This is a genomic window from Octadecabacter temperatus (assembly GCF_001187845.1).
GTDB classification, from domain to species: Bacteria; Pseudomonadota; Alphaproteobacteria; order Rhodobacterales; family Rhodobacteraceae; genus Octadecabacter; species Octadecabacter temperatus.
On record NZ_CP012160.1, the window covers coordinates 2,977,080 to 3,002,758 of the forward strand.

Consider the following 25,679-nt stretch of genomic DNA (forward strand, 5'->3'; position numbering starts at 1 on the left):
TTAGGCCAGCGCAGCCTCTGCGGCGGCCCCAATCCGCAGCAATCGGGCGTCATCGTCCGCTGCCACGTTCAACATTATCCCAACCGACGGCACGCTGGTTGGCAACACAAGCGAGGCCAAGCCCATCAAATTCGCAACCCTCGTATTGCGCAGCGCCAATAGGTTCTCAGAAAGGTAGTATTCCTCATCGGTTGCCAGTTTTTCGCAGTTCGGCGGCATAATAGGCGATCCTGGGCATAGCACGGCATCGAACGGCGCGGTGGCTGATGCGTAAGCCGCACGAATGGCGCGCAACTCGTCCCAACAGGCGAGAAAATCATGGGCTAAGACCTCCTTGCCAGCCATCACACGATTGTAGATTTGCCAATACATCTTATCGCCATCCTGTTTGATCAAATCGCGCCAGTTGGCATAGGCATCCGCCGTAAACAAAGGGCCAGACATCTCAAATGCGCGTGTAAGCTCAGGCACCTCTAACGGTACAATTTCAGCGCCCGCCGCTTCAAGTTTCGCAACTGAAGTTTGATACCCAGACAAGGGCACCTCGCGCATGTCGTCCATAACCACTGTCCGCAACGCGGCGAACCGCATTCCTTTCAATGAAGCGCCCTTCAGGTCCACAGGCGATCCGCCTTCTAGCGCGCTCAACACCAACGCCGCATCCTCCACGGATCGACACAATGGACCGACGGTATCAAATTCTGAACACAGCGCGACCGACCCTTCGACGGACAAGCGCCCAAACGTTGTCTTGAGGCCGACAAGATCATTCCACATAGACGGAATCCGCACGGACCCGCCAGTGTCTGACCCAATCGCCGCAGCCGCTAATCCAAACGCAACGGACGCCCCCGCCCCAGATGACGACCCACCTGGAACCGCTTCTGCGTCATTCACGCAAGGTGGTGTCGCAGTTACCGGATTATAGCCAAGGCCCGAAAACGCAATTTCAGTCATATGCGTCTTGCCCAAGCAAACCAGCCCCATACCTGTCGCCACACGCAACACTTCGGCATCCCGATCAGGAACGCGGCCTTCCATCATCTTTGTCCCCGCTTCGGTCGCAACACCGGCGGTATCAAACAGGTCTTTCCAGCTGATCGGAACACCGTCCAACGGTGACAAACGCTGCCCAGCTTTCGCACGATCAGACGCCGCTTTCGCCTCAACCCGCGCCCTATCATGGGTCACGCGTGCATAGATCCGGTCCCGCAACGGATGCGCATCAATGGCCGTTAGATAGACCTCGCACAGATCAACCGGATCAATCTCTCCAGCACCAATTCCGCGCCCCAAATCTGCCGCCGTTGCCCAAAGCCAATCTTGCATAACTTGTCTCCTTTGGGCGGACGGTAGCGACCATCCCGCGCATGGACAATCCCGCATGAGAAGCCATAGTGCGCAACATGAACACGGATACAGATATCGCAATTGTCGGTGGCGGCTTGAACGGCCCGACACTCGCCCTCGCACTGGCTGATTTAGGCCTGCGTGTCACGATAATCGACACCCTGCCCGCGCCAACGCGCAGCTTTGAAGACTTTGACGGGCGGTCTTATGCGCTCGCCCTCGCATCTATGCGTTTGTTTAAAAACATTGGCGTTTGGACCGATGTTGCCGACCACACCCAACCAATGCTTGAGATCAAAGTGACCGACGGTCGCGCGGGCGAAGGCCCGTCCCCGTGGATGCTGCATTTTGACCACGCCGAAATCGAAGAAGGCCCGATGGGCTACATGTGCGAAGACCGTTTTCTGCGCCAAGCCTTGCTGACCGGAATGGATCGTGAAGACCGGATTACTCAATTGTCTGGTGAAACTGTCGTTGCACAGACCGCGGGCGGCGTGACCCTTGCGTCCGGTAAAACACTCACCGCGCAACTGGTCATTGGCGCTGACGGGCGCTCTTCTGGAACGGCAGAGCGTGCTGGCATCAAACGCACAGGTTGGGGCTACGGGCAAACCGCCATTGTGTGCGCCTTGGAACACAAAAAACCCCACGGCGGCATCGCGCACCAGTTCTTCATGCCAACAGGCCCGCTGGCAATTCTACCCCTTCCCGGCAACCGTTGCTCCATTGTGTGGTCCGAAACCGACGCACGTGCCGCTGAGATCATGGGCATGAACGACGCCGATTTCCTGGATGCACTGCGCCCTGCGTTCGGTGACTTCTTGGGTGAAATATCTCTTACAGGTAAGCGTTTCAGCTACCCACTGAACCTGACACTCGCCAATCGTTTCATCGCTGATCGCGTTGCATTGATTGGTGACGCCGCGCACGGCGTTCATCCGATCGCCGGTCAAGGATTGAACGCGGGCCTACGCGATGTCGCAGCACTTGTGGATGTGATTTCTGACGCCAAAAAACGCGGCGAAGACATCAGCAGCCCCGCTGTTTTAGCAAGGTACGAACAATGGCGCCGATTTGATACTGCGACGCTTGCCGTCGCAACGGACACGTTCAACCGTTTGTTTTCAAACGACAACCCGCTGCTGCGTGCCGTACGTGATGTTGGAATGGGCGTGATCAATGCCACCCCGAACCTGCGACGCAAATTCATCCGCGAAGCCGCAGGACTAACCGGTGACCTCCCAAGCCTCATGAAAGGCTAGTCAGGGTCGATTATCCGCGCCTCGTCAATCAGTAACACTGGAATTCCACCCCTGATCGGATAGGCCAAGCGCGCAACATTGCTGATTAATTCTTGGGTCGACGCGTCATAGTTTAACCGCCCCTGACATTGCGGACAGACCAAGGCTTCTAGCATTTTCGGGTCAAATTTACGCTCGTCGCTCTGTGTCATTGCATCACCTTGTGTTCGTTTCCGCCATGAAGCGCGTATTCGATCAATGTCACCAGCATTTCACGCCGCGCTGGCAACGTTTCCGCCTCAAGCAATGCTTGACGTTCTTCTGGTTCGAACGGGCACAGCATTGATAGTGAATTTATCAATGTCTCAGGCTCAGCCTCATTCATGCTGCCCCAATCGGTGCTCAGATCAGCCTCCTCAAAGAACCGTTCAAGCAAAGCCATCAGAGCGGCACGGTTCATGTCAGGGTCTAGTTGTTCTTCGCCCAGATCATCTTCAAACCCGTTCCAATCAACGCAAGCACGACGATAGGGCGTAAAACCATCAACCTCTTCACCGATACGAAACCGCGACACGCCGCTCAGCGTTATCATATAGCCACCCGATTCGGTTTCAGACATCGCAGTCACGCGCCCCGCACAACCGATCGTGTGCAACACGTCGTCGCCGTCAACGGCTTCATTGGGTTGCACCATCCCAATCATCCGCGCATCCGTCTTCAACGCATCATCCAGCATCGCCAGATAGCGCGGTTCAAACAGATGCAACGGCAACTGCGCACGGGGCAACAACAACGCGCCGGAAAGCGGGAAAATTGGGATAACCGAAGGAAGGTCTTTGTGCTTCGTCATGCCATCAACCTAAACCGTCATCCGCATCAAGCAAATATCATTGATGACAGTTTGCGGCGGCCGTTCAAAACAACGGGATCTGTGGGCTTTAGCGCGTCAAAGACTGTAAACAGCTGCGCCTTAGCAGCCCCATCATTCCACTCGCGATCACGACGGAAAATCTCAAGAAGTTGATCAACCGCGCCTTCGCTGTCGCCAGACGCATGCAGCGCAACGGCGAGATCAAGCCGTGCTTGATGGTTGTCGCCATCCGCCTCAACAGCTGCGGTCAATTCAGCAACAGGGCCCGCATCGACAGCTTGTTTCGCCAATTCCAAGGCCGCGCGCGCGGCTTCAACTTCTGGCGCATCGTGAATTTCCGCAGGAACGCCGTTTACGACGGCCTCAGCTTGCTCCAAGTCCTCCAGCGCAAGATGCGCGCGGATCAAACCACCAGCAGCACCCGCATGCATATTATCTTCTTCCAAAATCGCTGAAAACGTCTCTACCGCGTCGGCAAACTCACCATCGGTAAGCATGGTTTCAGCCGCCTCAACAGCGTCGTCCAAACCATTGTCCGGTTCTGGACCCATTTCGGCGATCTTGTTCACAAAGGCCTCAACCTCACTCGCAGGCAACGCACCTTGGAACCCATCAACAGGCTTACCGTTGAAAAACGCATAGACCGTCGGCAGGGATTGAATTTGCAACTGGCCCGCGATGGCTTGGTTCTGGTCTACATCGACCTTCACCATTTTCACGCGCCCGCCGGCTTTCTTCACCGCTTCTTCCAACATTGGCCCAAGCGTTTTGCACGGCCCACACCATGCTGCCCAAAAATCGACGATGATCGGAACCTCGTTGGACGCTTCGACAACATCCTGCATGAACGTGTCTTCGCTCACGTCCTTAACCAAGTCATTCGCCGCTGCGGGCTGTTGTCCGCCACCAAGTTCAATCATTTCCGTCTCCGATTAGCGCATCTATTTTGCGTCTATATGGGCAAGCCCAAGCCAAAGTCCAAGGGCCAGCTGTATATACGGTTTCTATACAGGTTCTATACGCATTCTATACGGCGTATTTTGCGTGAAATTTACAAATCAAACGTCGCGAAAACCGGTGCGTGGTCGCTTGGCTGCTCCCATCCGCGAACGGCGCGAATAACGCAGCTTGAATGCGCGGAGCTGGCAATGTCAGACGTGGCCCAAATGTGGTCCAAGCGGCGACCTTTATCGGCCGTGTCCCAATCCTTGGCGCGGTAGCTCCACCAGCTGTATAACTTACCCTCTGGTACGTCCGCGCGGGTTACATCAACCCAATCACCCGCCGCCTGCGTTTCGGCCAGCGCTTCAACTTCGACAGGGGTGTGACTAACGATTTTCAACAGCTTCTTGTGGTCCCAAACATCGTCCTCACGCGGTGCGATATTCAGGTCCCCAACTAGGATCGCTTTCTCTGGTTTACTTGCGTTAAAATAATCCCGCATTTCAGATAGATAGTCGAGCTTTTGGCCAAACTTTTCATTGATCTCACGGTCCGGTTTATCGCCCCCCGCTGGCACATAAAAGTTGTGAACCGTAACCCCATTTTCCAACCGTCCAGCGATGTGGCGGGCATGACCAAGAGACGCGAAATCCTGCGCATCCACTTCCTCAATCGCCATCTTGGAAAAGATCGCAACACCGTTGTATCCCTTCTGCCCTCGCGCAACCATGTGGCGGTAACCAAGGGCGTGAAACTGCTCCAACGGGATCTTTTCAACAGGGCTTTTGCACTCCTGCAAACACAGCACATCAGGCGCTTCTTCTGTCATCAAACGCGCAACCAAACCTTCGCGTAAACGCACCGAATTGATGTTCCAAGTGGCAAGCGTAAATGACATGAAATTCTCCTGATTTTTCGGGACTCTAACTGGCCACAGGTTGCTTTGCCAGCCACTCTGAGACCCGCTCTAACCCTTCCTTAAGAACTTTCGGGTAACATGCGAATCCGATCCGTACGTATCCCTCAACGCCCAGCGCTGATCCCGGTGTAAACATCACGCCCGTGTCTTTTAGCAACGCAACACATTGATCATATGAAGGAATATCCAGATTAAGTGCCACAAACGCCGTAGTTCCGGCTTTAGGCTTTACATAGCGCGCCTTAGGCTCGCCCTGCACCCAAGCATCCAACATCGCAAGGTTGCCGCGCGTGATCTCATGTGAGCGTTCCAAAATCACGTCCTTCGCCTCAAGCGCCATCGCCGCGAAGTAGTCATCGACCATACCAACACTGATCGTCGTGTAATCACGGTGAATCTCGCAGGCATCCAGCAGGCTTTCTGGCCCAATAATCCAACCCAATCGAAGCCCCGCCAAAGAAAACGCCTTAGACGTAGACCCCGTTGAAATTCCTTTGTCGTAAACATCAACAATAGACGGCGCAGGAACGCCTTGCTCTGTCCCACGATAAACCTCGTCGCACAGCACCCACGCGCCAACGCTTCGCGCGATTTCAACAACGCACTCCAACCCAGCACGATCAATCAATGCACCCGTTGGGTTATTCGGATTGGTCAACGCGATAACCTTTGTGCTTGGCGTCACCGCCGCCGCGACTGCATCCCAATCCGGCAACCAGCCCCCTGCCTCACTCAACGCGACTTCGGTAACTTTGGCCCCCAAGGATCGCGGAATTGCAGTATGTTGTTGATAGGTCGGCGTCACCGCCACAACATGGTCTCCAGCGCCAACAAGCGTCTGATAAACCATGTGATTTGCACCAATTGTTCCGTGTGTAATCAGCACATTCTCAGCCGCCTGCTCCGCAAACATCCCAGCCACCAACCCGCGCAATCTGGTTGACCCCCGAATCTCGCCATAGGTCATCTGCATCGCGGCCAATTCGCTCGGCATCTGCTGCGTGGTCCCCGCCATTTGCATCAACTCCGAAAGCGTCAATGACGCCACACAGGTCTCTGCCAAGTTCAGTTCACACTTGGTTTCCCAAGCATTCATCCATTGCTCAACTCCGAACGGTTCAATTTGCATTGCCATGTCTCCTTTGTAGCCATTGGAACAGGCTCACAGTTATCAGTCCATCCCCTCTTTCTTTGTCCCGGAAATAAAAAAACCCCGACCAAATGGCCGGGGTAAGTCCAACAGGGAGAAAGTGAAGAAAACCCTGTCTTAGGGAACTTCTTCTGGCTAGCCCGCATCAGCGGCCCAAGCCTTGATCTGCATCAAGCGACGAGTCGATAACCGCCACTTTCCGTCACCAACAAACGCGCGTTGCTGGGGTCAGGTTCAATTTTCTGACGAAGACGATAGATATGTGTCTCAAGCGTGTGCGTTGTAACACCCGCATTATAACCCCAAACCTCATGAAGCAGCACATCACGTGCCACGACGCCTTCGGTCGCGCGGTATAGGAACTTAAGAATATTCGTCTCTTTTTCGGTCAGGCGAATCTTCTTCTCTTCTTCAGTGACCAGCATCTTCTGCGCTGGCTGGAACGTATATGGCCCAAGCGTAAAGACAGCGTCCTCTGATTGCTCATGCGTGCGCAACTGGGCGCGGATACGGGCCAGAAGCACGGGAAACTTGAACGGTTTGGTCACGTAATCGTTGGCGCCAGCATCAAGCCCAAGGATCGTATCACTGTCCCCATCATGGCCAGTCAGCATCACAATTGGGCATTTCACGCCTTGCTTGCGCATCAAGCGGCACAGCTCGCGGCCATCCGTATCGGGAAGCCCGACATCCAAAATCACCAGATCATAAAGCCCTTCTTTGGCTTTCGTCATCGCTTCGGCGCCATTGCCTGCTTCAAAGACATCGAAGTCCTCGGTCATAAGCAGTTGCTCACCAAGCGCCTCGCGCAGGTCCTCGTCATCATCGACGAGCAGAATTTTCTTGAGTTGTGCCATTACTGGTATCTCCTTCGTTGTACCTTAGATGTGATGAGATACGTATTCACACAAGTTTTATGGCAACTTCTCACGCCGACGTGTCGTTAGCGGGGTAATTGTTTCAATTTCCAACCGATACAGGTATCGGTTGGGGGCAATCAGAGGCCAATTATGACATTCCCGACCACCGCTTTGATACCGACTCTGACAGAACGCCTCGCCCGCGCGCGCGCCGATCTGGGAATGGGTGTGCCGGTTGTGGTCTGTGATGGCGATCACGCGGTGATGATTTTGGCCGCCGAAACCCTGACCGAGCAGCGATTGGCCACGTTGAAGGGGATGGACCCAGTTCTCACGATCACTGCGCACCGTGCCGCGACCCTCAAAGTACCCGCTTACGATGGTGATATTGCACGCGTTGCCTTGCCCAATGATGTCGATTTGCGTTGGGTTCGGGCCATGGCTGATCCGGCAGATGACCTAAGCAGCCCGATGAAAGGCCCGTTCAAACCCGCGCGCGAAGGTCAAACTGACGTGCACCGTGCGGGAATCGCGCTAACCAAAATGGCGCGTCTATTGCCAGCCTGCGTCGTTGCCCCCCTTGATGATGGCTCTGCTTTCGCATCCATGCACGATCTCACACGTCTCGACGCAAAAACCGCGCTCGACACTGATCTCACACCTTTAGACCCCGTTATTTCTGCACGCTTGCCGCTTGATGTGTCCGAGGCAGGCCGTCTCCACATTTTCCGCCCTGAAGATGGCGCCGAAGAACATTACGCCATTGAGATTGGAAACCCTGATCGCGCTGCCCCTGTTTTGGCCCGTCTACACTCGGCATGTTTTACCGGGGATGTGCTCGGCAGTCTGAAGTGCGACTGCGGCCCGCAATTGCGCGGTGCGATGGTGCAAATGGGATCCGAGGGTGCCGGTGTCCTTCTCTATCTCAATCAAGAAGGGCGCGGAATTGGCCTCGCCAACAAGATGCGCGCTTATTCGTTACAGAATCAGGGTTTTGATACCGTTGAAGCCAATCACCGCCTTGGTTTCGCCGATGATGAACGCGATTTCCGTATTGGCGCTGAGATTCTGCGCAAACTTGGGTTTTCACAAGTTCGCCTTCTCACCAACAACCCAGAGAAAATTGCGAAACTCGAAAGCTGCGGCTTAACCGTGACTGAGCGTGTACCCCTCAAAGTTGGTGAAAACCGCCACAACCAAGCCTATCTCGCGACGAAGGCTAAGAAATCCGGCCACCTTCTTTAACGCGCGAACCGAAGTAATACGGCACCGATGAGTGTTAGGAACGTTGATCCGACCTTAAACAGGTCCAATCGCTCCCCCATAAAGAACACGCCGATGAACAGCGCAAAGATGATGGATGTTTCGCGTAATGCCGTGACCAACGCGATTGGCGCTTGCATGAAACCCCAAACGACCAGCGCGTATGCACAATAAGATGCGCAACCACCAACAATCAGCACAAATCGTCCTTCAGTCCACAGGCGTGACAGTGTCCCCGGTTTAGTGACCCGCATAAACGTCGCGAAAATCACAGCGTTGCAAATGGCGGACCACCCGTAAAACCCGACGCCAGTTCCCGCGACGCGCGCGCCAAGCCCGTCCACCAGTGAATAGCCGGCAATGAAACAGCCCGTCACCGCAGCCAACATAGCCGCTTTGGGGTTTCGCGCACCACCATGCCCGCGCACCAACCCAAGCGACAGCAACCCTGTGCCGATCAAAACAATCGCCAAAACTTCCTGCCATCCAAGTATCACGTTGAGGAAAGACACAGATACCATTGCGACGATCAATGGCGCGATTCCACGCGCGACAGGGTAGACCTGTGTCAAATCGCCAATGCGATAAGAATTCAGCAAAAACACCTGATATCCGAAATGAAGCACCAGCGATCCAAGCAAATACGGCCAACACGCTAAATCCGGCATCGGAACGAACAGCAGCCCAATGATGGCAAATGGCAAATGCCCGATTATCACGCCGGCCATGCTCAGGTGTTTGTCAGCGGCCCCTTTTGCAAGTGCATTCCAACAAGCGTGCAACAAAGCCGCCAAAAGCGTGGTTCCTATAACGATCGTCGGCATTCCGCTCCCCTTTGACGCACATTAGGCCCAGCAGAGCAGCTTGAACAACCCGCGCAGTTCTGCTCAATCTCGCGGTATGAAACCCACTGATCTTGTCGTCACTCCAACCCATTTACGGTTTTTGAACCGCAAGTTCCCCTGTTCAATCGGCAAGGGTGGTATTCGCGATGATAAGAAAGAAGGGGACGGCGCAACGCCGCGCGGAACGCATAACCTTGTTGGCGTTCTGTATCGCCCTGACAGGATTGAAAAGCCAACCGATCGCGCAAAGCCAATTCACCCCCGCGATTTGTGGTCCGATGACCCGTCCCAACCTGACTATAATCAACAGGTCCAAGCGCCCTATATATATAGCCATGAAAAATTGCGCCGAGCGGACCCGCTGTATAACCTCGTTATTCTGACGGATTGGAACTGGCCGAACGCCGTAAAAGACCGCGGATCAGCGATCTTCATTCACCGCTGGCGCAAACCCGGTCACCCGACAGAAGGGTGCATTGGCCTAAGACCTGCGGACCTTGCATGGATCGCTCCACGCCTTTCGCCAACAACGCGTCTAATCGTGCTTTAGCCCGCAGGCGGTACACGATCCCCAAAGATCGCCGAACCTACGCGCACATGGGTCGCCCCAAGCGCCACAGCGGTTTCAAAATCACCCGACATGCCCATCGACAGGCCCGTAAGCCCATTGCGCGCCGCGATTTCACCAAGCAACGCGAAATGCTTTGCGGCCTTTTCACCAACTGGTGGAATACACATCAACCCGCGCACAGGCAGGTCCATCGCGACGGCCTCAGCCACAAACGCATCTGCATCGGCAGGCAAAACACCCGCCTTCTGCGGCTCTTCTCCGGTGTTCACCTGTATATAGAGATCAGGACACGCCCCCATTTCCTGCGCCAGTCGCGCGAATGTCTTGGCGAGCTTTGGGCGGTCCAGTGTATGAATAGATTGCGCCAGTTCCATCGCTTGGCGGGCCTTATTGGTCTGCAGCGGGCCAATAAGGTGCAGATCGATTCCCTCAAACTCCTCACGAAACGCAGGCCACTTACCAGCGGCCTCCTGCACACGGTTCTCACCAAACACGCGGTGCCCCTGTTCGAGAATCGCTTGGACGCGTTCATTCGGTTGCACCTTTGAGACCGCAATAAGCTGGGTACTTCCCGCAGCGCGCCCTGCCTTCTCTTCTGCGGATCTGATCCGGTCCTTTATATCTTGCAGGGCCATAGCAACCTCCTGATTACGTGGCGTGTTTTGTGTTTCACTTTGACATAGGCCGTTATTAGAGGGCTGTCATGGCCTGATTACCCCATATCGGTGTGTGGCACGTCTGCATCATTTTCACAGCGGGTCGGTTTTCAGGGGCCAAATTCCTTGAGTGTGCAAGGCTTTGGGCGCAAACAGCCTTCAATGCTAGTTGAACTGGCATTCTCGAAGAATGCAAACACGAGGAATTACACAATGAAAAAGATCCTACTCACAACAGCACTCGTTGGCTTCGCCGGCGTAGCAGCTGCTGACGGCCACCTTGGCGTCACTTTCTCCGGTGATGCGAACCTTGGCTACAACGACTTCGACAACACATCCACAGATGACAACTTCGGCTTCTACTCCGAGCTGGACGTCACAATCGGTTTCGCAGCTGAACTGGACAACGGCCTCGTAGCTGCTGCGTCCATCGACCTCGAAGACCTCGCATCTGGCACTGGCAACTGGGGCGATTCTTACGAACTGTCCCTGACAAACGACACAGCTGGTCTGTACTACGGCGACACAAACTTCGCAGCACAGAACGTCTGGGTTTCTGCAGGCGACATGGAGTCTGACAGCTTCTCCGAAGCTGACGGCGAAGAAGCACTTCGCGGCGAAATGGCATTCGGCGCAGTTTCCGCTCAGGTTTCCTACGTGTTGGGTGATGCAGCTAACGTTCGCAACTCCGTAAACGGCGTTAGCGATCTTGAGCAGCTGTCCATCGGTGCATCTGCAGACTTCGGCAACTTCAACGTTGTAATGGCATACCAGGAAGCACTTTCTGCTGCAGGCGCAACTATTTACGACGCCGCAAACGGTGACTTCAACGAAGGCGAAGTCTTCGGTCTTTCCGTTGGTACATCCTTCGCTGGTGCAGACGTTCGTCTTGCTTACGCTGAGCGTTCTGACGATGTTGGCGATTCCTCCGGTGTCTCCTCTGACTCCATCGGTGTAAGCGTTGCTTACCCATTCGGCCCAGTAACAGCGACAGCTTACTACGTTTCTGAATCTGCTGCGGCTGGCGACAACTGGGGCATCAACCTTGCTTACGCAAACGGTCCAGTTGCAGTTGCTCTTGACTACCAGGACGACCAAGGCACAGCTAAGTGGGGCCTCGAGGGTTCCTATGACGTCGGTAACGGCATCATGGTTTACGCTGGTTACCTGGACAACGCCGGTTTGGCAGGCAGCGATCGTTACTACGTTGCTGGTGAGTACGACCTCGGTTCCGGTGCGTCTTTGCTCGTATCCTACGCTGATGACTCCGACTTGACTAACGACGCTGGCGACGAAATCGGCGCTAACGACTACCAGGTTGGTACAACTGTTGAGATCTCCTTCGCGTTCTAATTGAACCGAATATATCTCTAAAGTATTGGGCGGTTCCTTCGGGAGCCGCCCTTTCTTGTTTTAGGCCTCGTTTCCTCCGCATCGCGATAACCTCGGGTCTTGTGGCACCTGCCCCCCTTCGCTACACATTTGCCAAGCAAAAAGCGCAAGGGACGACCCCGTGACCGGATTTAAGAAACGCATTCGCATGACTTTTGGAATTGGCCTGATCGCCACGCTATCCGCGTGCGGCGGTTCTGGTAGTAATCCGTTCGGATCAATCGGCAGCTTGGGTGGCGGCGGTGACGCAAACGCGACCACCACGCAAGCCACCCGTACACGTGGCGCTGAAAGCGTTGCCGTGAACCGCTATCTCTGGGCCGCGTCCTTGGATGTGCTCAGCTTCTTGCCTGTCGAATCCGTCGATCCGTTCACTGGCGTAATCGTTATGGGATACGGCACACCACCCGGTGGCAGCCGCGCTTACCGCGCCACGATCTACCTCACCGATCCTGCACTTGATGCGCGCTCCCTCAATGTTGCGCTTCTCACGCGTTCTGGTCCTGCTGCAGCAGAAACCACCCGCGCGATTGAGGATGCAATTCTTTCACGCGCGCGCCAAATTCGCATCGCAGACGGCGCACTGTAAATCAGGCGCAACCCACAGTTTTTCAGGCGCCGGGTCCAGCACCCGGCGTTCGCTTTTTAAGGACACGACATGTCGCAATACTCACCCTCCGAAATCGAAGCAAAGTGGCAGGCCGCTTGGGGCAAGGCCGAGACATTCAAGGCCGTCCGCAGTGACGACAAACCCAAGTACTACGTGCTTGAGATGTTCCCCTACCCGTCCGGCCGCATCCACATCGGGCACGTGCGTAACTACACAATGGGCGACGTGATTGCGCGCTATAAGCTGGCGACAGGTCATAACGTGCTGCACCCGATGGGCTTTGACGCCTTTGGTATGCCCGCCGAAAACGCGGCGATGGCATCTGGTGGTCACCCCAAGGATTGGACCTACCAAAACATCGACGACATGGTCGCACAGATGAAGCCGCTGGGCCTCGGGATCGACTGGGACCGCATGTTTGCGACCTGTGATCCTGAATACTACGGCCAGCAGCAGGCCTTGTTCATCGACATGCTTGATGCAGGCATGATTGACCGCAAGAACGCGACTGTGAACTGGGATCCGGTCGATATGACCGTTCTGGCCAACGAGCAGGTCATCGACGGCAAAGGCTGGCGTTCGGGTGCCGAGGTTGAGCGCAAAGACCTGACACAGTGGTTCTTCAAGATCTCCGATTACGCGGATGAGCTGCTTGAAGCGCTGGATGGTTTGGATAACTGGCCTGCCAAAGTGCGCCTGATGCAGGAAAACTGGATCGGCAAGTCACGCGGTCTGCAATTCTCGTTCTCGATGGTCGAAGGCATCGGCGCGCATGACCGCGTTGAGGTTTACACGACCCGTCCAGACACTCTGATGGGCGCGTCTTTCGTCGGTATTTCCCCCGATCACCCGCTCGCCAAAGAGCTTGAGCAAGACAACGCAGAAATCGCCAGGTTCAACGCTGAATGCCGCAAAGGTGGCACAACGGCTGAGGCGTTGGAAAAGGCTGAAAAGCTTGGCTTTGATACCGGTCTGCGCGTTCGCCATCCGTTTGATACGTCTTGGGAATTGCCTGTCTACATCGCCAACTTCATCATGATGGACTACGGCACGGGCGCGATTTTCGGCTGCCCTGCCCATGATCAACGCGACTTCGATTTCGCCAAGAAATACGAGTTGCCGATCATCCCGACGTTCTTGCCGAATGAAGACAGCGACCCAGAACTGACCGAAGCCTTTGTGCCAACCAAGACTGACATGGTTCACTGGCTGACCCCATTTGCATGGGATCCAGCAACCAACGGCGAAGATGCGATCAATGCTGCGGTAGATTTCTGTGAAGCTAACGGCGTTGGCCAAGGTGTTACCAAGTTCCGCTTGCGCGATTGGGGTCTAAGCCGCCAGCGCTATTGGGGTGCCCCAATCCCAGTTGTTCATTGCGACAGCTGTGGCGTGGTGCCCGAGAAGAAAGAGAACCTGCCGGTTGAGCTGCCTTATGATGTGTCTTTCGACATTCCGGGCAACCCGCTGGACCGCCATCCGACATGGCGGAATGTTCCTTGCCCAGCTTGTGGTAAGCCCGCCCTGCGCGAAACCGACACGATGGATACTTTCGTAGATTCCAGCTGGTATTTCGCCCGCTTTACTGCACCCCATGCAGCAACACCTACGGAAAAGGCCGACGCTGAGTACTGGATGAATGTCGATCAATACATCGGTGGTATCGAGCACGCGATCTTGCACCTGCTTTACTCGCGCTTCTTCGCCCGTGCGATGCACAAGACAGGCCACTTGCCTGCAACAGCGATTGAGCCGTTTGATGCATTATTCACCCAAGGCATGGTGACACACGCGATTTTCAAGACCGACGGCGCTGATGGTCGCCCTGTTTACCACTATCCTGAAGCAGTTGAGCTACGCGATGGTGGCGGGTTCTTGAAAGATGGAACGCAGGTCGACATCATCCCGTCCGCCAAAATGTCCAAATCAAAGAACAACGTTGTCGACCCAGTGGCGATCATTGATCAGTACGGCGCAGACACTGCGCGTTGGTTCGTTCTGTCCGATTCCCCTCCGGAACGGGACGTGGAATGGACGGCATCCGGTGCAGAAGCGACCCACAAACACCTGTCACGTGTCCACCGCATCGCTTGTGAAATTGCAGACAACACAGGCGCCTCTAACAATCAGGACGAAGCCCTGCTGCGCGATATGCACAAAGCTATTCATGACGTCACCCAAGGCGTGGAATCCTTTGGCTTCAACGCATCTATCGCAAAGCTTTACGGCTTCACGGGTGCAATTGCGAAATCCAAGGCGGGTGGCGACGCCAAGCGCCAAGCCATGAAAACCCTCGCGCAGCTGATGTCCCCAATGACACCGCACTTGGCCGAAGACATCTGGGCAATGCTCGGTGGTGAAGGTCTTATCGCCAACGCGCCATGGCCAGTCGCAGACGAGGACATGTTGGTTGAAGACACCATCACCATGCCAATCCAGATCAATGGCAAACGTCGGTCTGAACTTGCCGTTCCAAAGGACATGAGCAAGGAAGAGGTTGAAAAACTCGCGCTGGCGGATGAGGCTGTCGTTAAGGCATTGGAGGGCAACGCGCCCAAAAAGCTGATCGTTGTACCGGGCCGGATTATCAATGTTGTCATCTGACAGACGTAAATTTCTAGGTGTACTTGCCGCTTTGCCGTTGGCGGGCTGCGGGTTTACACCTGTCTATGGCACCGACGGTTCAGCGCGGACGCTACGTGGCCGCATTGCGTATCGCGCCCCTGATACGCCTGAAGGTTTCCGACTACGTACGCGCCTTGAAGATCGCCTCGGGCGGGTTGAACAAGGTGATTATTTGCTCACAGTTCAGCTTGAGATCGAGGAAGAGGCGGTCGTGATCTCGTCCGCGCAGGACATCAACCGCTTCAATCTACCGGGCAAGGCGACATGGGAACTGACAGAACCGGGGAATGATACCCCGCTTGCGTCAGGAACCGCGGAAACCTTTACCGCATATTCCGCGTTTGGGACCACCGTCGCGACGCGTGAGGCGCAAGACGACGCCCGTGACCGTCTGGCCTTCGCTTTGGCCGACCTGATTGTGACAGACATTATCGTTGCTTCGGCGGGCCGTTAGGTCATGAAATTATCCGCCCGCGACGCTGCCAACTATTTCCGGAAGCCGAACCCGAAAGGTGCGGGTATCTTGATCTACGGCGGTGACGCAATGCGTGTCGCATTAAAACGCCAAGACGTCATCAAAGCGCTGGTCGGTCCGAACGGCGAAGAAGAAATGCGTCTGACGCGGATGACCGGGGCTGAACTACGTAAAGACCCAGCTTTGCTCGGGGACGCGATTAAGGCGCAGGGATTTTTCCCTGGCCCAAGAGTCGCGTTTATCGAAGAAGCTGGCGATAGCGTCACGAAAGCACTGACGCCTGCGCTTGCAGATTGGGTAGAAGGCGATGCGCAGATCGTGGTTACAGCCGGCCAATTGAATGCCCGCTCATCTTTACGAAAACTGTTTGAAGGGCACTCGTCCGCCTATGCTGCTGGCGTTTATGATGACCCACCCACCCGTGACGAGATCGAAGGTTCGCTGCGTGATGCTGGGCTCGCGAATGTCGGGCCCGATGCGATGGACCTTATAACGTCTTTGGCACGCGAAATGGCGCCGGGAGACCTACGCCAAACGATTGAAAAACTTGGTCTGTATTTGACAGGTGAGACCGCAGTAGTGTCCGTCGCTGACGTTGAAGCCTGCGCGCCATTGTCGAACGAAGCAGATCTCGATGACATTTTGAATGTGGTGGCTGACCTTAAGGCAGCCGAGATTGGCCCTGTGCTAAGCCGCCTCTATGCCCAAGGAACGCAACCTGTCGCTCTGTGCATCGGTGCGCTTCGCCACTTCCGCCAATTGCATACAGTCGCTTCGGACCCCGGCGGTGCCAGCGCTGGCATTGGCCGTTTGCGTCCACCTGCTTTTGGAGAGAGACGCGATCGTATTATGCGGCAGGCCTCAAATTGGGGACGGATCAATCTGGAAGACGCGCTTGGCACCATCACAGATACCGATCTGACGCTTAGGTCTGCGCATTCCGCGCCGGACCGTGCGTTGGTTGAGCGTATGTTTATCCGCTTGGCCATGCTCGGACGTCGTAGAGGCTAGGCCAAAACGAAAAAGGCAGGCGCAAGGCCTGCCTTTTCCAAAACTCGGTAAGCGTAAAGCTTAGGTGCCGCTGCTGGAAGCCAGTGCGGAACAGATGATCAAGCAAGCTACGATCGGAATGAGGTACTTGCCGCCAGAAGAAGATGGCGCAGCCGCAGGAGCAACAAACTCAGGGGACTGAGGAATTACGACTGCTTCTGTGTTACCGGCGAAAGAAGTTGTGGATGCGCTAGCAAGTGCTGCTGCAGCGATAAGTGTCTTGATTTTCATAATTGTACTCCAGTGCGAAAAAATCATGTGCAGAATACTTTACCGCACAAGAAAAGCAAGTTGGAACTAAGCGCCTATAGCTGTTGATAGCCAATGTACCCAAGCTCCGGTGAAATCCATTGCACCGACTGCACAAAAGTACCGTCAGACGTGATCCAATATGTATTCGTAAAGCTGTTTAAATCACCTTCGCAAAGCTCAGCGTAAGCCATTGTTTCATATGTTTTGTCAGACACTTCTAAGGTTTCCTCTTTTAAAAACGAGGATTCGCATTGGAAATCGAGACGTTCGATTTGCCCAAGTCCATTAAGAAAGTCATGCGTTCTTATATAGTTAGATGGGTTTCGGAGCGCACCCCCAGCGACTGGCGTTTGCGTTCCCATTAGGTCAGCTCCGAAACCTCTCGTTGTCAAAATGATCCCCGCTGCTATCGTTATGGTTGCACCTTCTGTGCTCAACCAAGTCTTCCGAGGGCCATTGGTGCCGACGTGCACCAGTGTGGCAGCACCGCCACTCTCAAATACGTTCAATAGGAGCCGATCCGCCGACTGTTCCTCAATCCCAGCAAGTGCCCAGCCTGCCAATGCGCCAAGCTGTGGCGATTCGCTCGGGGCATTCGAACCTGCAACACCTCTGACGGCCTCGATAGAGCTGCTGTTGTTTGCAAGTGGTCCGCAAGCAGTGAGCCCACCAAGCATCAATACGAAAATCCACTTCATCTCCAGTACCGTCCCCATTGGTCGCCCATATTGCCCTGATGACCATCATGGACAATCTCATACAAACGGCCATCCACTCTCAAGCGCGCGCCACCGTCTCTCTCCAGCGAGGACAACCGCGTCGCTGTTGTATCGCGCGTCGGACGTCCGAGCACCCAATCTGTCGGAATTTCAACAACGATACCTTTGTCAAATGACCCTTCGCCAAAGTCATCAAACGGGACATCTGTCAGCGTGAAGTAAGCGCCAACCTTCCAACCATTGTCAAATTCACGATCAAGCTGGAACGTCGCGCCGTAGTCACCTGCAAGATAGCGACCGACATCAAGTTGCGCCTGAAAACCATTGTTGAAATCGTAATAGGCGGACACATGACCGGTCATGATATCGTAGTCTTGAAAACCGAAACCGAGATCAAAATCTCGCTGGGCCACGTAGTTTACCTCAGCACCCAATGCGAGGGGGCTATCGACTGGCTTCCATAGCAACTCGGCGGATACGCCACCGAACATGCGCTCAAGGTAACCTACCGAAACGCGCGAATACAGATTAGGCGCAGGACGACCATACCAAGCCAGCGTTAAGTTTTCGATGCCCCCGCCACTTTCCGCGCCATAACGCAGCCCGTCGCGGCGCACGGCTGGAAGCGTCGACGCTGAAATTGCCCCGATTTCGTCTCGGTTGCCGACAATTCTCTGTCGATACGCTCCTGCCAAGACGAGGTTTGGTTGAATTTCGTATTGGAATGACGCCTCGATGCCTAAGTCAGCACGTGCAGGTTGGTCTCCGTCAAAAAGCGCCACTTCCATGTAGGGTGAAATGCCCCACAAGAAAGCAGGAGTTGGATCATCCCAACCAATTGCTGGTGCAGGGCCCGCGGCATCTCCAAAAATCGCCCGATCATACGACAAGGCGGCAGCATTCGGTGTGTTTTCTAGCTCTTCGAGGTCACTTCGGCTCAACGTAACAGCAGACAGTGCGATCCCTCGCTGTGTAGGCTCAAGGACGAAGGTATCTACATTTATAGGCGCAACGTGGGATAGCATCCTTGCCACACGGCCCAAGCCTTGCGCCTCAGTCCGGTAGCTTGTGTTCTCATATTGAACCCGCATCGTGTTCCCGACAACCTCGGCACCGAGCAAACGGAAACCGTCCGTTGCCATCACCTGCCCGAGTGTACCGACACCCGAAGTTTGTGCTTGCGGAGTATCCCAAGATGCTGCCGCGGCAATACCTTCGGCGCGCACACCAACTGGCATTGGCGCGCCTTCAAGCCCGCTTGGGAAATTGGAACTCTTTGGGTCAATAATAATCGTCGCGGACACACCAATATCTGTTCCGTACACATAGTAGGCGCCCAATTGATAAACATCGTTCGGCTGCCACTTTAGACCGAAATTCAACGGCGAGCGGCGGTTGAATCCGGAAAGAGTAGTTTCACGTTCGTACGCGTCCGAAGAATATTCCGCTACTGCCGTCCAATCTTCGTTAATACGCCACTCGAGACCACCAAAAAATGCAGCGTCGCCGCGGAAAAACTGGTCTAATCGGGCTGTTCCACCTTTCCCAATATCAAAACTTGAACGGGTCTCAAATCGTTCGTCGACAACTCCGAGAGGATTAGTAAAACCATTCAAGGATCCCAAACGGCCCCAACCAAGTCCACCTGAAAGGCGAACATTCGGGCTAAGTGTTTTTGTGGCGACGATGTATTCGCTGCTGTAAATTCCAGTTCCGAGGAAGTCGCGCAAGCCAATCGCAACAGCTGGACGTGACCCGTTTTCAGTAAGAATCTGATACTGGAAGTCAAAGCTGCGATCATAGGTATCTAGTTGTGAATACCGAAAGCTCCCTGTGAGGCGCGGCAGCACCTGGAATGTAAAGGTCGTGCGCCAATTGTCAGCGAACATCGCCAAAGTCGACGAAAGCTCTCCATCGGCGGGCGCAACGGCTGACGGCATATCAATGATACCCGGCGTACCAAACAGCGTATAATTCGTCCGCCAGTCATCCTGCGCAGCCACTGTGGTTCCTGAAAAAGCGGCGATTGCGATGCCCGCGAAGAAACACTTTTTGTTAACATTTACCATACATATTGGTCTGACATTGTATCGCCACTGACCGCAAGGCAATTTTGGTTTAGGTGAGAACTGAGCAGAAACTCGTGGGCGCAGCGCAATACCTTTGAATACGAAGCCACGGAAGCAAGATTAGTGATATCGAAAGCAAAAATCTCTGGGGCGACCTCTGACCTAAAGACACCAATTGCCTACACATCTGTCGACGCACGCAATTTTTGGCCGATGCCATCGGGCCAAAAAACCCAACAGCACAAACAAATCACAAGCCACGACACCATCAACACTGCGAAACGGTGCTTTGATCTCATCGTCGCCACCGTTGTCACCATTTTCGCCACCCCAATCATGCTCTGCATCGCAATCTTAGTCCTCCTGAAAGACGGCAGGCCTATTTTCTTTATCTCCGAACGCATGAAATCGCCCAGCACACCGTTCCAGCTTGTCAAATTCCGAACGATGCGTGGCGCTCCCGACAGCAAAATGTCGGGGTTACAGGGGTGACAAGGCAAATCGGATAACGCCCACCGGACGCCTACTTCGCAAATATCGGCTTGATGAACTTCCGCAGCTAACTAACGTTTTTCTCGGCGATATGAGCTTTGTTGGACCTCGCCCGCCCTTGCGTCAGTATACGGAAGCGTTTCCTGGGACTTACAGGGCGGTACTCCAGTCGCGGCCGGGCGTTACTGGCTAAGCGACACTGCATTTTCATCGCCACGAAGAACGTCTCATAGCCCGCTCCAATTCAGCAGCCGAGACAGAGGCGATATACACGACCCGTTGCATCCCACGTAAAGCAACGCTTGATCTTATCTATCAGCGCCACGCTTCTGTTTGGTTTGATGCAAAAAATTCTTTTGAAAACTGCCCTTTGCGTGTTGAAGCGTTAGAGGCACATTACACTAACCGATTTTGAAGCGCTCAGATTTGGGCTGGCAGCAAAGACATGCCTTGCGGTATGCATCTGTCAAAACAATCATGAGGCAGCACCATGAAAATCGCAGTGATCGGAACCGGCTATGTTGGCCTTGTGTCGGGCGTTTGTTTCTCTGACTTCGGACACGACGTTGTTTGTGTCGACAAGGACCCTGCTAAGATCTCCAAATTAGAGGCTGGTGAAGTTCCAATTTACGAGCCCGGTCTTGAAGAACTTATGGCCAAGAACGTCGACGCCGGTCGCCTGACGTTTACGATGGATTTAGCTGCCGCGATCGACGGTGCAGAGGCTGTTTTCATCGCCGTTGGAACGCCAACGCGCCGTGGCGACGGGCATGCAGACCTCACATTTGTGATGGCGGTGGCTGAGGAAATCGCCCTCGCTGCGACGGACTACACCGTTATTGTGACCAAATCGACTGTCCCAGTTGGAACGAATCGCAAGGTCAAACAAGTCGTTCACAAAACCAACCCTGACCTCGAATTTGATGTCGCATCCAACCCCGAATTCCTGCGTGAAGGTGCTGCAATTGACGACTTCATGCGTCCTGATCGTGTAGTTGTTGGTGTTCAAACTGAGCGTGCTGGCGATGTCATGAATGACGTTTATCGCCCACTGTTTTTGCGCGATTTTCCCATAGTCATTACCGACCTCGAAAGCGCGGAAATGATCAAATATGCTGCCAACGCATTTCTAGCCACCAAAATTACGTTCATCAACGAAATCGCTGCACTGTGCGAACGCACTGGCGCTGACATCAAACAGGTCAGCAAGGGCATGGGCCTTGACGGGCGTATCGGAAATAAGTTTCTGCACGCGGGCCCGGGTTATGGCGGATCGTGTTTTCCGAAAGATACCAAAGCACTAGCACGTATCGGCCAAGAGCACGCTGTACCGATGCAAATCACCGAGGCCGTGATCAAGGTCAACGAAGAAGTCAAACGCCGCATGGTCGATAAGCTTCTGGATCTGTGTGATGGCAGCTTTAACGGAAAGGTTGTTGCCGTTCTTGGCGTCACGTTCAAACCCAACACCGATGACATGCGCGACGCGCCTGCATTGACGATTGTGCCGGCTCTTGTTGGCGGCGGTGCAAAGGTACGCGTGACTGACCCTCAGGGTAAACACGAGGGCGAAGCGTTACTGCCCGGCGTAAACTGGGTTGAAGATGCGTATAAAGCCGCGCGCAACGCTGATCTTGTTGTAATCCTGACGGAATGGAACGAATTCCGCGGCCTCGACCTCAAGCGAATGGCGAAACATATGACCACGCCGCGCATGGCCGATTTGCGCAATATCTATTCTACTAAAGACGCGAAGCGCGCCGGATTTGATGCCTACATTTCAATTGGCCGCACATCGTTGGAACCTAAAACCGACGGAGAATCCTAATGCCTAAGGTTCTCGTCACCGGATCAGCCGGATTCATCGGCTACCACTTAAGCAAGCTATTGCTGGACGAAGGGTTCGATGTCGTCGGTTTTGACGCCATGACAGACTACTACGATGTGCGCCTAAAGGAGCGTCGCCAAGCGAACCTACTGCAATCTGGAAGCTTCAAAGCTGTCAATGATCGCCTTGAAGCGGATGGTGTTTTAATGGACCTCGTGGCAGCTGAGAAGCCAGATTTCGTCGTGCATTTGGCAGGCCAAGCAGGTGTGCGGTATTCGATTGATGAGCCGCGCTCGTACGTGGACTCCAATATCATTGGAACGTTCAATCTGCTCGAAGCCGTCCGCGCGACCCCTGTAAAACACCTGCTACTGGCGTCCACGTCGTCCGCGTACGGCGCGAACACCCAGATGCCTTACGCGGAAACGGATAAGGCCGACACGCAGATGTCGTTCTATGCAGCGACTAAGAAATCGAACGAGGTCATGGCCCACTCTTACGCCCACCTCTACAATATCCCGACCACGATGTTCCGTTTCTTTACGGTTTACGGCCCGTGGGGACGCCCTGATATGGCGCTGTTCAAGTTTACCAAAGCCGTGCTGAGTGGCGACCCAATTGATGTCTACAATCACGGCGACATGTCGCGCGATTTTACCTATGTGACTGATCTTGTTCGCGGCATTCAACTGTTGCTAGATGCCGTTCCCGAGCGGCTGGATGAGGTACCTGAAGGGGACAGTCTGTCCCCTGTCGCGCCGCATCGTATCGTTAACATTGGCAACGGCGAACCCGTGCAGCTGATGGCTTTTATTGAAGCGATTGAAAAAGCATTGGGCCAACCGGCTACGAAGAATTTCATGGACATGCAGGCGGGTGACGTGCCCGCGACATGGGCAAATGGCGCGCTTTTGGAAAAATTGACGGGCTACTCCCCGAAAACCGATGTGGAAACGGGCGTCAAAGCCTTCGTCGATTGGTATCGTGATTACTACGAAGTCTGAAGACGACGGGTGGCGGCTTGCCCCGCCCATCGTCCTGTCGCAAGACAGCCGGTGATCAAATAGCCGCCTGTTGGCGCTTCCCAATCCAGCATTTCGCCTGCGCAATAGACGCCATCGCGTGACTTTAGCATGAGGTCGTTTGTTAAGGCATCAAAGCGAACACCGCCCGCCGTCGATATTGCTTCATCAATGGGGCGCGGCGTCAGCGCTGGAAATGGCAGGGCCTTAATCTTCTCAGCCAATGGGACCTCTAGGCCTCGGCCAAGTTCATTCAGAAATGCCCGCTTAACAGGGTCCAACTTCAATGCTTTGCGTAGCAAGTTTGCTGTCGATTGCTTTCCCTTTGGTCCATCAAGCTTGGCCGCAATCGCGTCGACGGACATGTCTGGCAATAGATCCAACACCAACGGTGCTCCATCGCGCACAGCGGATGACACAGTATAAACGCCGCCACCTTCGATGCCTTTGCTGGAAATGATGAATTCACCACGGGATGTCGTGTTGCCAGCTGTCAACTTTGTTCCCTTAACCGCTGCACCAAAGTGCTGGGTCATGTGGGCGGACCAGTCGCAGGAAAACCCCATGTTCGCGGGCTGAAACGGGGCGACGTCATCCGCTAGATGCTCGGCCCAACGCCCATCAGAGCCAAGGCGTTTCCAACTGGCCCCACCCATCGCAAGGATCTTCGTTTTTGCGGTTATGTTTTCAGGGCCGTTAGGGGTTTCAAACGTCGCGGCATCACCATCCCAGCCCGTCCAGCGCCAGCGGGTATTCACTGTTACGCCCTGACCAATCAAACGCGCAAGCCATGCGCGTAAAAGCGGCGAAGCTTTCATCTGTTTCGGGAAAATTCGACCCGTAGACCCTGTGAAAACATCTTGTCCCAGCCCCTCGGCCCAACTGACCACATCATCTGGGCCGAACGCAGATAACATCGGCGTAAGGTGTTCTTCAGCACCGCCATACGCCGCGTTAAACTTGGGTTTCGCCTCAGCCTTCGTCAGGTTCAATCCGGACTTGCCTGCCATAAGGAACTTGCGCCCGACGGTCGGCATAGAATCCGCAATCACGACAGAATGTCCCGCCGCTGACAAAACCTCCGCTGCCATCAAACCGGCAGGTCCACCGCCGATTATCAGTGCGTCGATCATTCGGTTAGACCTTTGGGAAACCCACCTTTAATTTCCACAACACGCTGCGGGAATGGGATTTCAATCCCAGCTTCTTTCAGCGCATTCCAAACCGCAAAGCGCACATGGCTGCGGTACTTGTAGCGGCCATCATCGATACCGTTGACCCAGAATTCGACGATGAAATCGATCCCACTGTCGCCAAAGTTCTCTAGCTCAATATCAGGTGGCATCGGATCGTTAAGAACAAAATCAAGCGCGGCAACTGCGGGGCCAACGATGTCAGGGATTTTGTTGATGTCCGTGTCATAGCTGACGGAAAAGGTGACGTCATAACGGTTCGCGGAACCACTATCGGAATAGTTAATAACACGCGTGACAATGAAGTCTTCGTTCGGGACAACGATCCACTTGCCGTCGTAGGTTTCCAAGATAGCAGCGCGCGCTGTCATCTTGACGATCGTACCGGCCTCACCGCCATCAAGTTCAACATAGTCACCGACAGTCGCCTGCCCTTCGAGTAGCAAGATAACGCCCGACACAAAGTTCGAAGCAATCTTTTGAAGACCAAAACCAATACCAACACCAAGCGCACCCGTCAGAACCGCAAGTGAGTTTAGTGGAACGCCTGCAATGTTCATTGCCACCAAAAACGCAGCACCAAAGATCGCGATCTCGGTCGCTTTGGCCGCCAACTGCCGTGTTGCAGGCCGCATTTCCTGCTTATCAATCATTGCGCTACTTTGATCGTTAGACCAACGGCCAAGCCAGAACATGATCGTCGCGACCACGAGGAACCGCAAAAGTCCTAGCACAGAAAACGACATATTGCCCAAGGGTACCACTGTCGCTTCGAGCCATGCGAGGACCGGATCAAGAAAGCCCAGCGCATAAACCGCTGCAAACGGAACAAGAACCAACTTGCCGATCATTTTCAACAATGGATCGCTTAGCATGTCGCGCACAAAGGCCCGCGCTGCGAGGAACAGGAAGACGCGCTTACCGAACGCGATGACTTCGCCTGAGCCAAAGATCGAACGGGTTACTTGTTCGCCAATCGCTGTCAATCCAAACGCCAAAAGCGGCAGAAGAAGAGGAAGGAAAATCAGGATGAACCGCCGCGCATGTGACAGGATATTGGTGTTGTCTTTGGCTGGTGTCAGGAGTTTCGTGATACGTGGGTTGGCCTTGCGGGTAATGAAAACCGCAGCAAAGTAAGCGCCAACCAAAAGTGCAAACTGCACCCAGTTCGCAGGGTCAATCATCCAAGCAAGCGCGAATTCAAAGACTGGCATCACGTAGCTTAGGGCGGTGTTCAAAAGATCATTCATATTGTTCCATTACACCACGTGGCCTTGCATTAAA

At 54.4% G+C, this 25,679-nt stretch carries 26 protein-coding genes; 12 read left to right on the top strand and 14 right to left on the bottom strand.

The window, feature by feature from the left end; translation table 11 throughout:
- Positions 1-1,329, bottom strand: coding sequence for an amidase (locus OSB_RS14955; protein ID WP_049835738.1), 1,329 nt, complete (start codon positions 1,327-1,329; stop codon positions 1-3).
- A 77-nt stretch (positions 1,330-1,406) separates the two neighbouring features.
- Here OSB_RS14955 and OSB_RS14960 point away from each other — a divergent pair, with 77 nt between their 5' ends.
- Complete coding sequence (locus tag OSB_RS14960; RefSeq protein ID WP_049835739.1) at positions 1,407-2,612, top strand: UbiH/UbiF/VisC/COQ6 family ubiquinone biosynthesis hydroxylase; 1,206 nt, start codon at positions 1,407-1,409, stop codon at positions 2,610-2,612.
- Here the strand turns inward: OSB_RS14960 and OSB_RS14965 are convergent.
- The 6 genes from OSB_RS14965 to OSB_RS14990 all read right to left on the bottom strand — a co-directional run bounded on the left by OSB_RS14965 (position 2,609) and on the right by OSB_RS14990 (position 7,330).
- A complete protein-coding gene (locus OSB_RS14965; RefSeq protein ID WP_049835740.1) occupies positions 2,609-2,803 on the bottom strand; it encodes a Trm112 family protein in 195 nt (64 codons plus the stop codon). The genes OSB_RS14960 and OSB_RS14965 overlap by 4 nt on opposite strands.
- A complete protein-coding gene (locus OSB_RS14970) occupies positions 2,800-3,441 on the bottom strand; it encodes an LON peptidase substrate-binding domain-containing protein (RefSeq protein WP_049835741.1) in 642 nt (213 codons plus the stop codon). Before OSB_RS14970 ends, OSB_RS14965 begins: the two co-directional genes overlap by 4 nt.
- 26 nt (positions 3,442-3,467) lie before the next feature.
- Entirely contained in the window at positions 3,468-4,382 is a 915-nt protein-coding gene (trxA, locus tag OSB_RS14975; RefSeq protein ID WP_049835742.1) for a thioredoxin, read from the bottom strand.
- Between the two features lie 131 nt (positions 4,383-4,513).
- Positions 4,514-5,302, bottom strand: coding sequence for an exodeoxyribonuclease III (gene xth, locus OSB_RS14980; RefSeq protein ID WP_049835743.1), 789 nt, complete (start codon positions 5,300-5,302; stop codon positions 4,514-4,516).
- 25 nt (positions 5,303-5,327) lie between these two features.
- Positions 5,328-6,452, bottom strand: coding sequence for an aminotransferase (locus OSB_RS14985; protein ID WP_049835744.1), 1,125 nt, complete (start codon positions 6,450-6,452; stop codon positions 5,328-5,330).
- 191 nt (positions 6,453-6,643) lie between these two features.
- On the bottom strand, positions 6,644-7,330 hold the full coding sequence (locus OSB_RS14990) for a response regulator transcription factor (RefSeq protein WP_049835745.1): 687 nt from the start codon (positions 7,328-7,330) through the stop codon (positions 6,644-6,646).
- Positions 7,331-7,483: 153 nt separating this feature from the next.
- On the opposite strand from OSB_RS14990, the gene ribA reads away from it, so the two are divergent.
- Entirely contained in the window at positions 7,484-8,578 is a 1,095-nt protein-coding gene (gene ribA / locus OSB_RS14995; RefSeq protein ID WP_049835746.1) for a GTP cyclohydrolase II, read from the top strand.
- Here the strand turns inward: ribA and OSB_RS15000 are convergent.
- Complete coding sequence (locus tag OSB_RS15000) at positions 8,575-9,420, bottom strand: DMT family transporter (RefSeq protein WP_049835747.1); 846 nt, start codon at positions 9,418-9,420, stop codon at positions 8,575-8,577. The genes ribA and OSB_RS15000 overlap by 4 nt on opposite strands.
- A gap of 76 nt (positions 9,421-9,496) precedes the next feature.
- Between OSB_RS15000 and OSB_RS15005 the strand changes: the two genes are divergently transcribed.
- Positions 9,497-9,991, top strand: coding sequence for a L,D-transpeptidase family protein (locus OSB_RS15005; RefSeq protein WP_049835748.1), 495 nt, complete (start codon positions 9,497-9,499; stop codon positions 9,989-9,991).
- Here OSB_RS15005 and OSB_RS15010 read toward each other — a convergent pair.
- Complete coding sequence (locus tag OSB_RS15010; RefSeq protein ID WP_049835749.1) at positions 9,988-10,647, bottom strand: YggS family pyridoxal phosphate-dependent enzyme; 660 nt, start codon at positions 10,645-10,647, stop codon at positions 9,988-9,990. The genes OSB_RS15005 and OSB_RS15010 overlap by 4 nt on opposite strands.
- Before the next feature lie 234 nt (positions 10,648-10,881).
- On the opposite strand from OSB_RS15010, the gene OSB_RS15015 reads away from it, so the two are divergent.
- From OSB_RS15015 to holA, 5 genes are all read left to right on the top strand, one after another.
- Positions 10,882-12,021 carry a porin gene (locus tag OSB_RS15015; protein ID WP_049835750.1) on the top strand — a complete coding sequence of 380 codons (1,140 nt, stop codon included), beginning with the start codon at positions 10,882-10,884 and terminating at the stop codon, positions 12,019-12,021.
- 160 nt (positions 12,022-12,181) lie between these two features.
- A complete protein-coding gene (locus OSB_RS15020) occupies positions 12,182-12,649 on the top strand; it encodes a DUF3576 domain-containing protein (protein ID WP_049835751.1) in 468 nt (155 codons plus the stop codon).
- Positions 12,650-12,718: 69 nt separating this feature from the next.
- Positions 12,719-15,274, top strand: coding sequence for a leucine--tRNA ligase (leuS, locus tag OSB_RS15025; protein ID WP_049835752.1), 2,556 nt, complete (start codon positions 12,719-12,721; stop codon positions 15,272-15,274).
- Positions 15,261-15,749: an LPS assembly lipoprotein LptE gene (gene lptE / locus OSB_RS15030; protein WP_049835753.1), complete on the top strand. Its 489-nt coding sequence runs from the start codon at positions 15,261-15,263 to the stop codon at positions 15,747-15,749. Before leuS ends, lptE begins: the two co-directional genes overlap by 14 nt.
- A 3-nt stretch (positions 15,750-15,752) precedes the next feature.
- Entirely contained in the window at positions 15,753-16,781 is a 1,029-nt protein-coding gene (gene holA / locus OSB_RS15035) for a DNA polymerase III subunit delta (protein WP_049835754.1), read from the top strand.
- A 60-nt stretch (positions 16,782-16,841) separates the two neighbouring features.
- Here the strand turns inward: holA and OSB_RS15040 are convergent, their stop codons facing one another.
- The 3 genes from OSB_RS15040 to OSB_RS15050 form a co-directional block, all read right to left on the bottom strand.
- A complete protein-coding gene (locus OSB_RS15040) occupies positions 16,842-17,051 on the bottom strand; it encodes a hypothetical protein (protein ID WP_049835755.1) in 210 nt (69 codons plus the stop codon).
- A 74-nt stretch (positions 17,052-17,125) separates the two neighbouring features.
- A complete protein-coding gene (locus OSB_RS15045) occupies positions 17,126-17,770 on the bottom strand; it encodes a YjbF family lipoprotein (protein WP_158454125.1) in 645 nt (214 codons plus the stop codon).
- On the bottom strand, positions 17,767-19,860 hold the full coding sequence (locus tag OSB_RS15050; protein ID WP_049835757.1) for a YjbH domain-containing protein: 2,094 nt from the start codon (positions 19,858-19,860) through the stop codon (positions 17,767-17,769). The genes OSB_RS15045 and OSB_RS15050 overlap by 4 nt, the downstream gene beginning before the upstream one ends.
- 123 nt (positions 19,861-19,983) lie before the next feature.
- On the opposite strand from OSB_RS15050, the gene OSB_RS16965 reads away from it, so the two are divergent.
- The 4 genes from OSB_RS16965 to OSB_RS15065 all read left to right on the top strand — a co-directional run bounded on the left by OSB_RS16965 (position 19,984) and on the right by OSB_RS15065 (position 23,184).
- Complete coding sequence (locus OSB_RS16965) at positions 19,984-20,352, top strand: sugar transferase (RefSeq protein ID WP_074202286.1); 369 nt, start codon at positions 19,984-19,986, stop codon at positions 20,350-20,352.
- Positions 20,312-20,545 (top strand): sugar transferase, encoded by a 234-nt coding sequence (locus OSB_RS16970; RefSeq protein WP_074202285.1) that lies wholly within the window; start codon positions 20,312-20,314, stop codon positions 20,543-20,545. Before OSB_RS16965 ends, OSB_RS16970 begins: the two co-directional genes overlap by 41 nt.
- 297 nt (positions 20,546-20,842) lie before the next feature.
- On the top strand, positions 20,843-22,180 hold the full coding sequence (locus OSB_RS15060) for a UDP-glucose dehydrogenase family protein (protein ID WP_049835758.1): 1,338 nt from the start codon (positions 20,843-20,845) through the stop codon (positions 22,178-22,180).
- Complete coding sequence (locus OSB_RS15065; protein WP_049835759.1) at positions 22,180-23,184, top strand: NAD-dependent epimerase/dehydratase family protein; 1,005 nt, start codon at positions 22,180-22,182, stop codon at positions 23,182-23,184. The genes OSB_RS15060 and OSB_RS15065 overlap by 1 nt, the downstream gene beginning before the upstream one ends.
- Here OSB_RS15065 and OSB_RS15070 read toward each other — a convergent pair.
- Positions 23,172-24,335, bottom strand: a complete 1,164-nt coding sequence (locus OSB_RS15070; protein WP_049835760.1) for a TIGR03862 family flavoprotein — start codon at positions 24,333-24,335, stop codon at positions 23,172-23,174. The two genes, OSB_RS15065 and OSB_RS15070, sit on opposite strands and share 13 nt — an antisense overlap.
- The gene (locus tag OSB_RS15075) at positions 24,332-25,645 is read right to left on the bottom strand and encodes a mechanosensitive ion channel family protein (RefSeq protein WP_049835761.1); all 1,314 of its coding nucleotides are present in this window, start codon (positions 25,643-25,645) and stop codon (positions 24,332-24,334) included. Before OSB_RS15075 ends, OSB_RS15070 begins: the two co-directional genes overlap by 4 nt.
- Between the last annotated feature and the right edge of the window lie 34 nt (positions 25,646-25,679).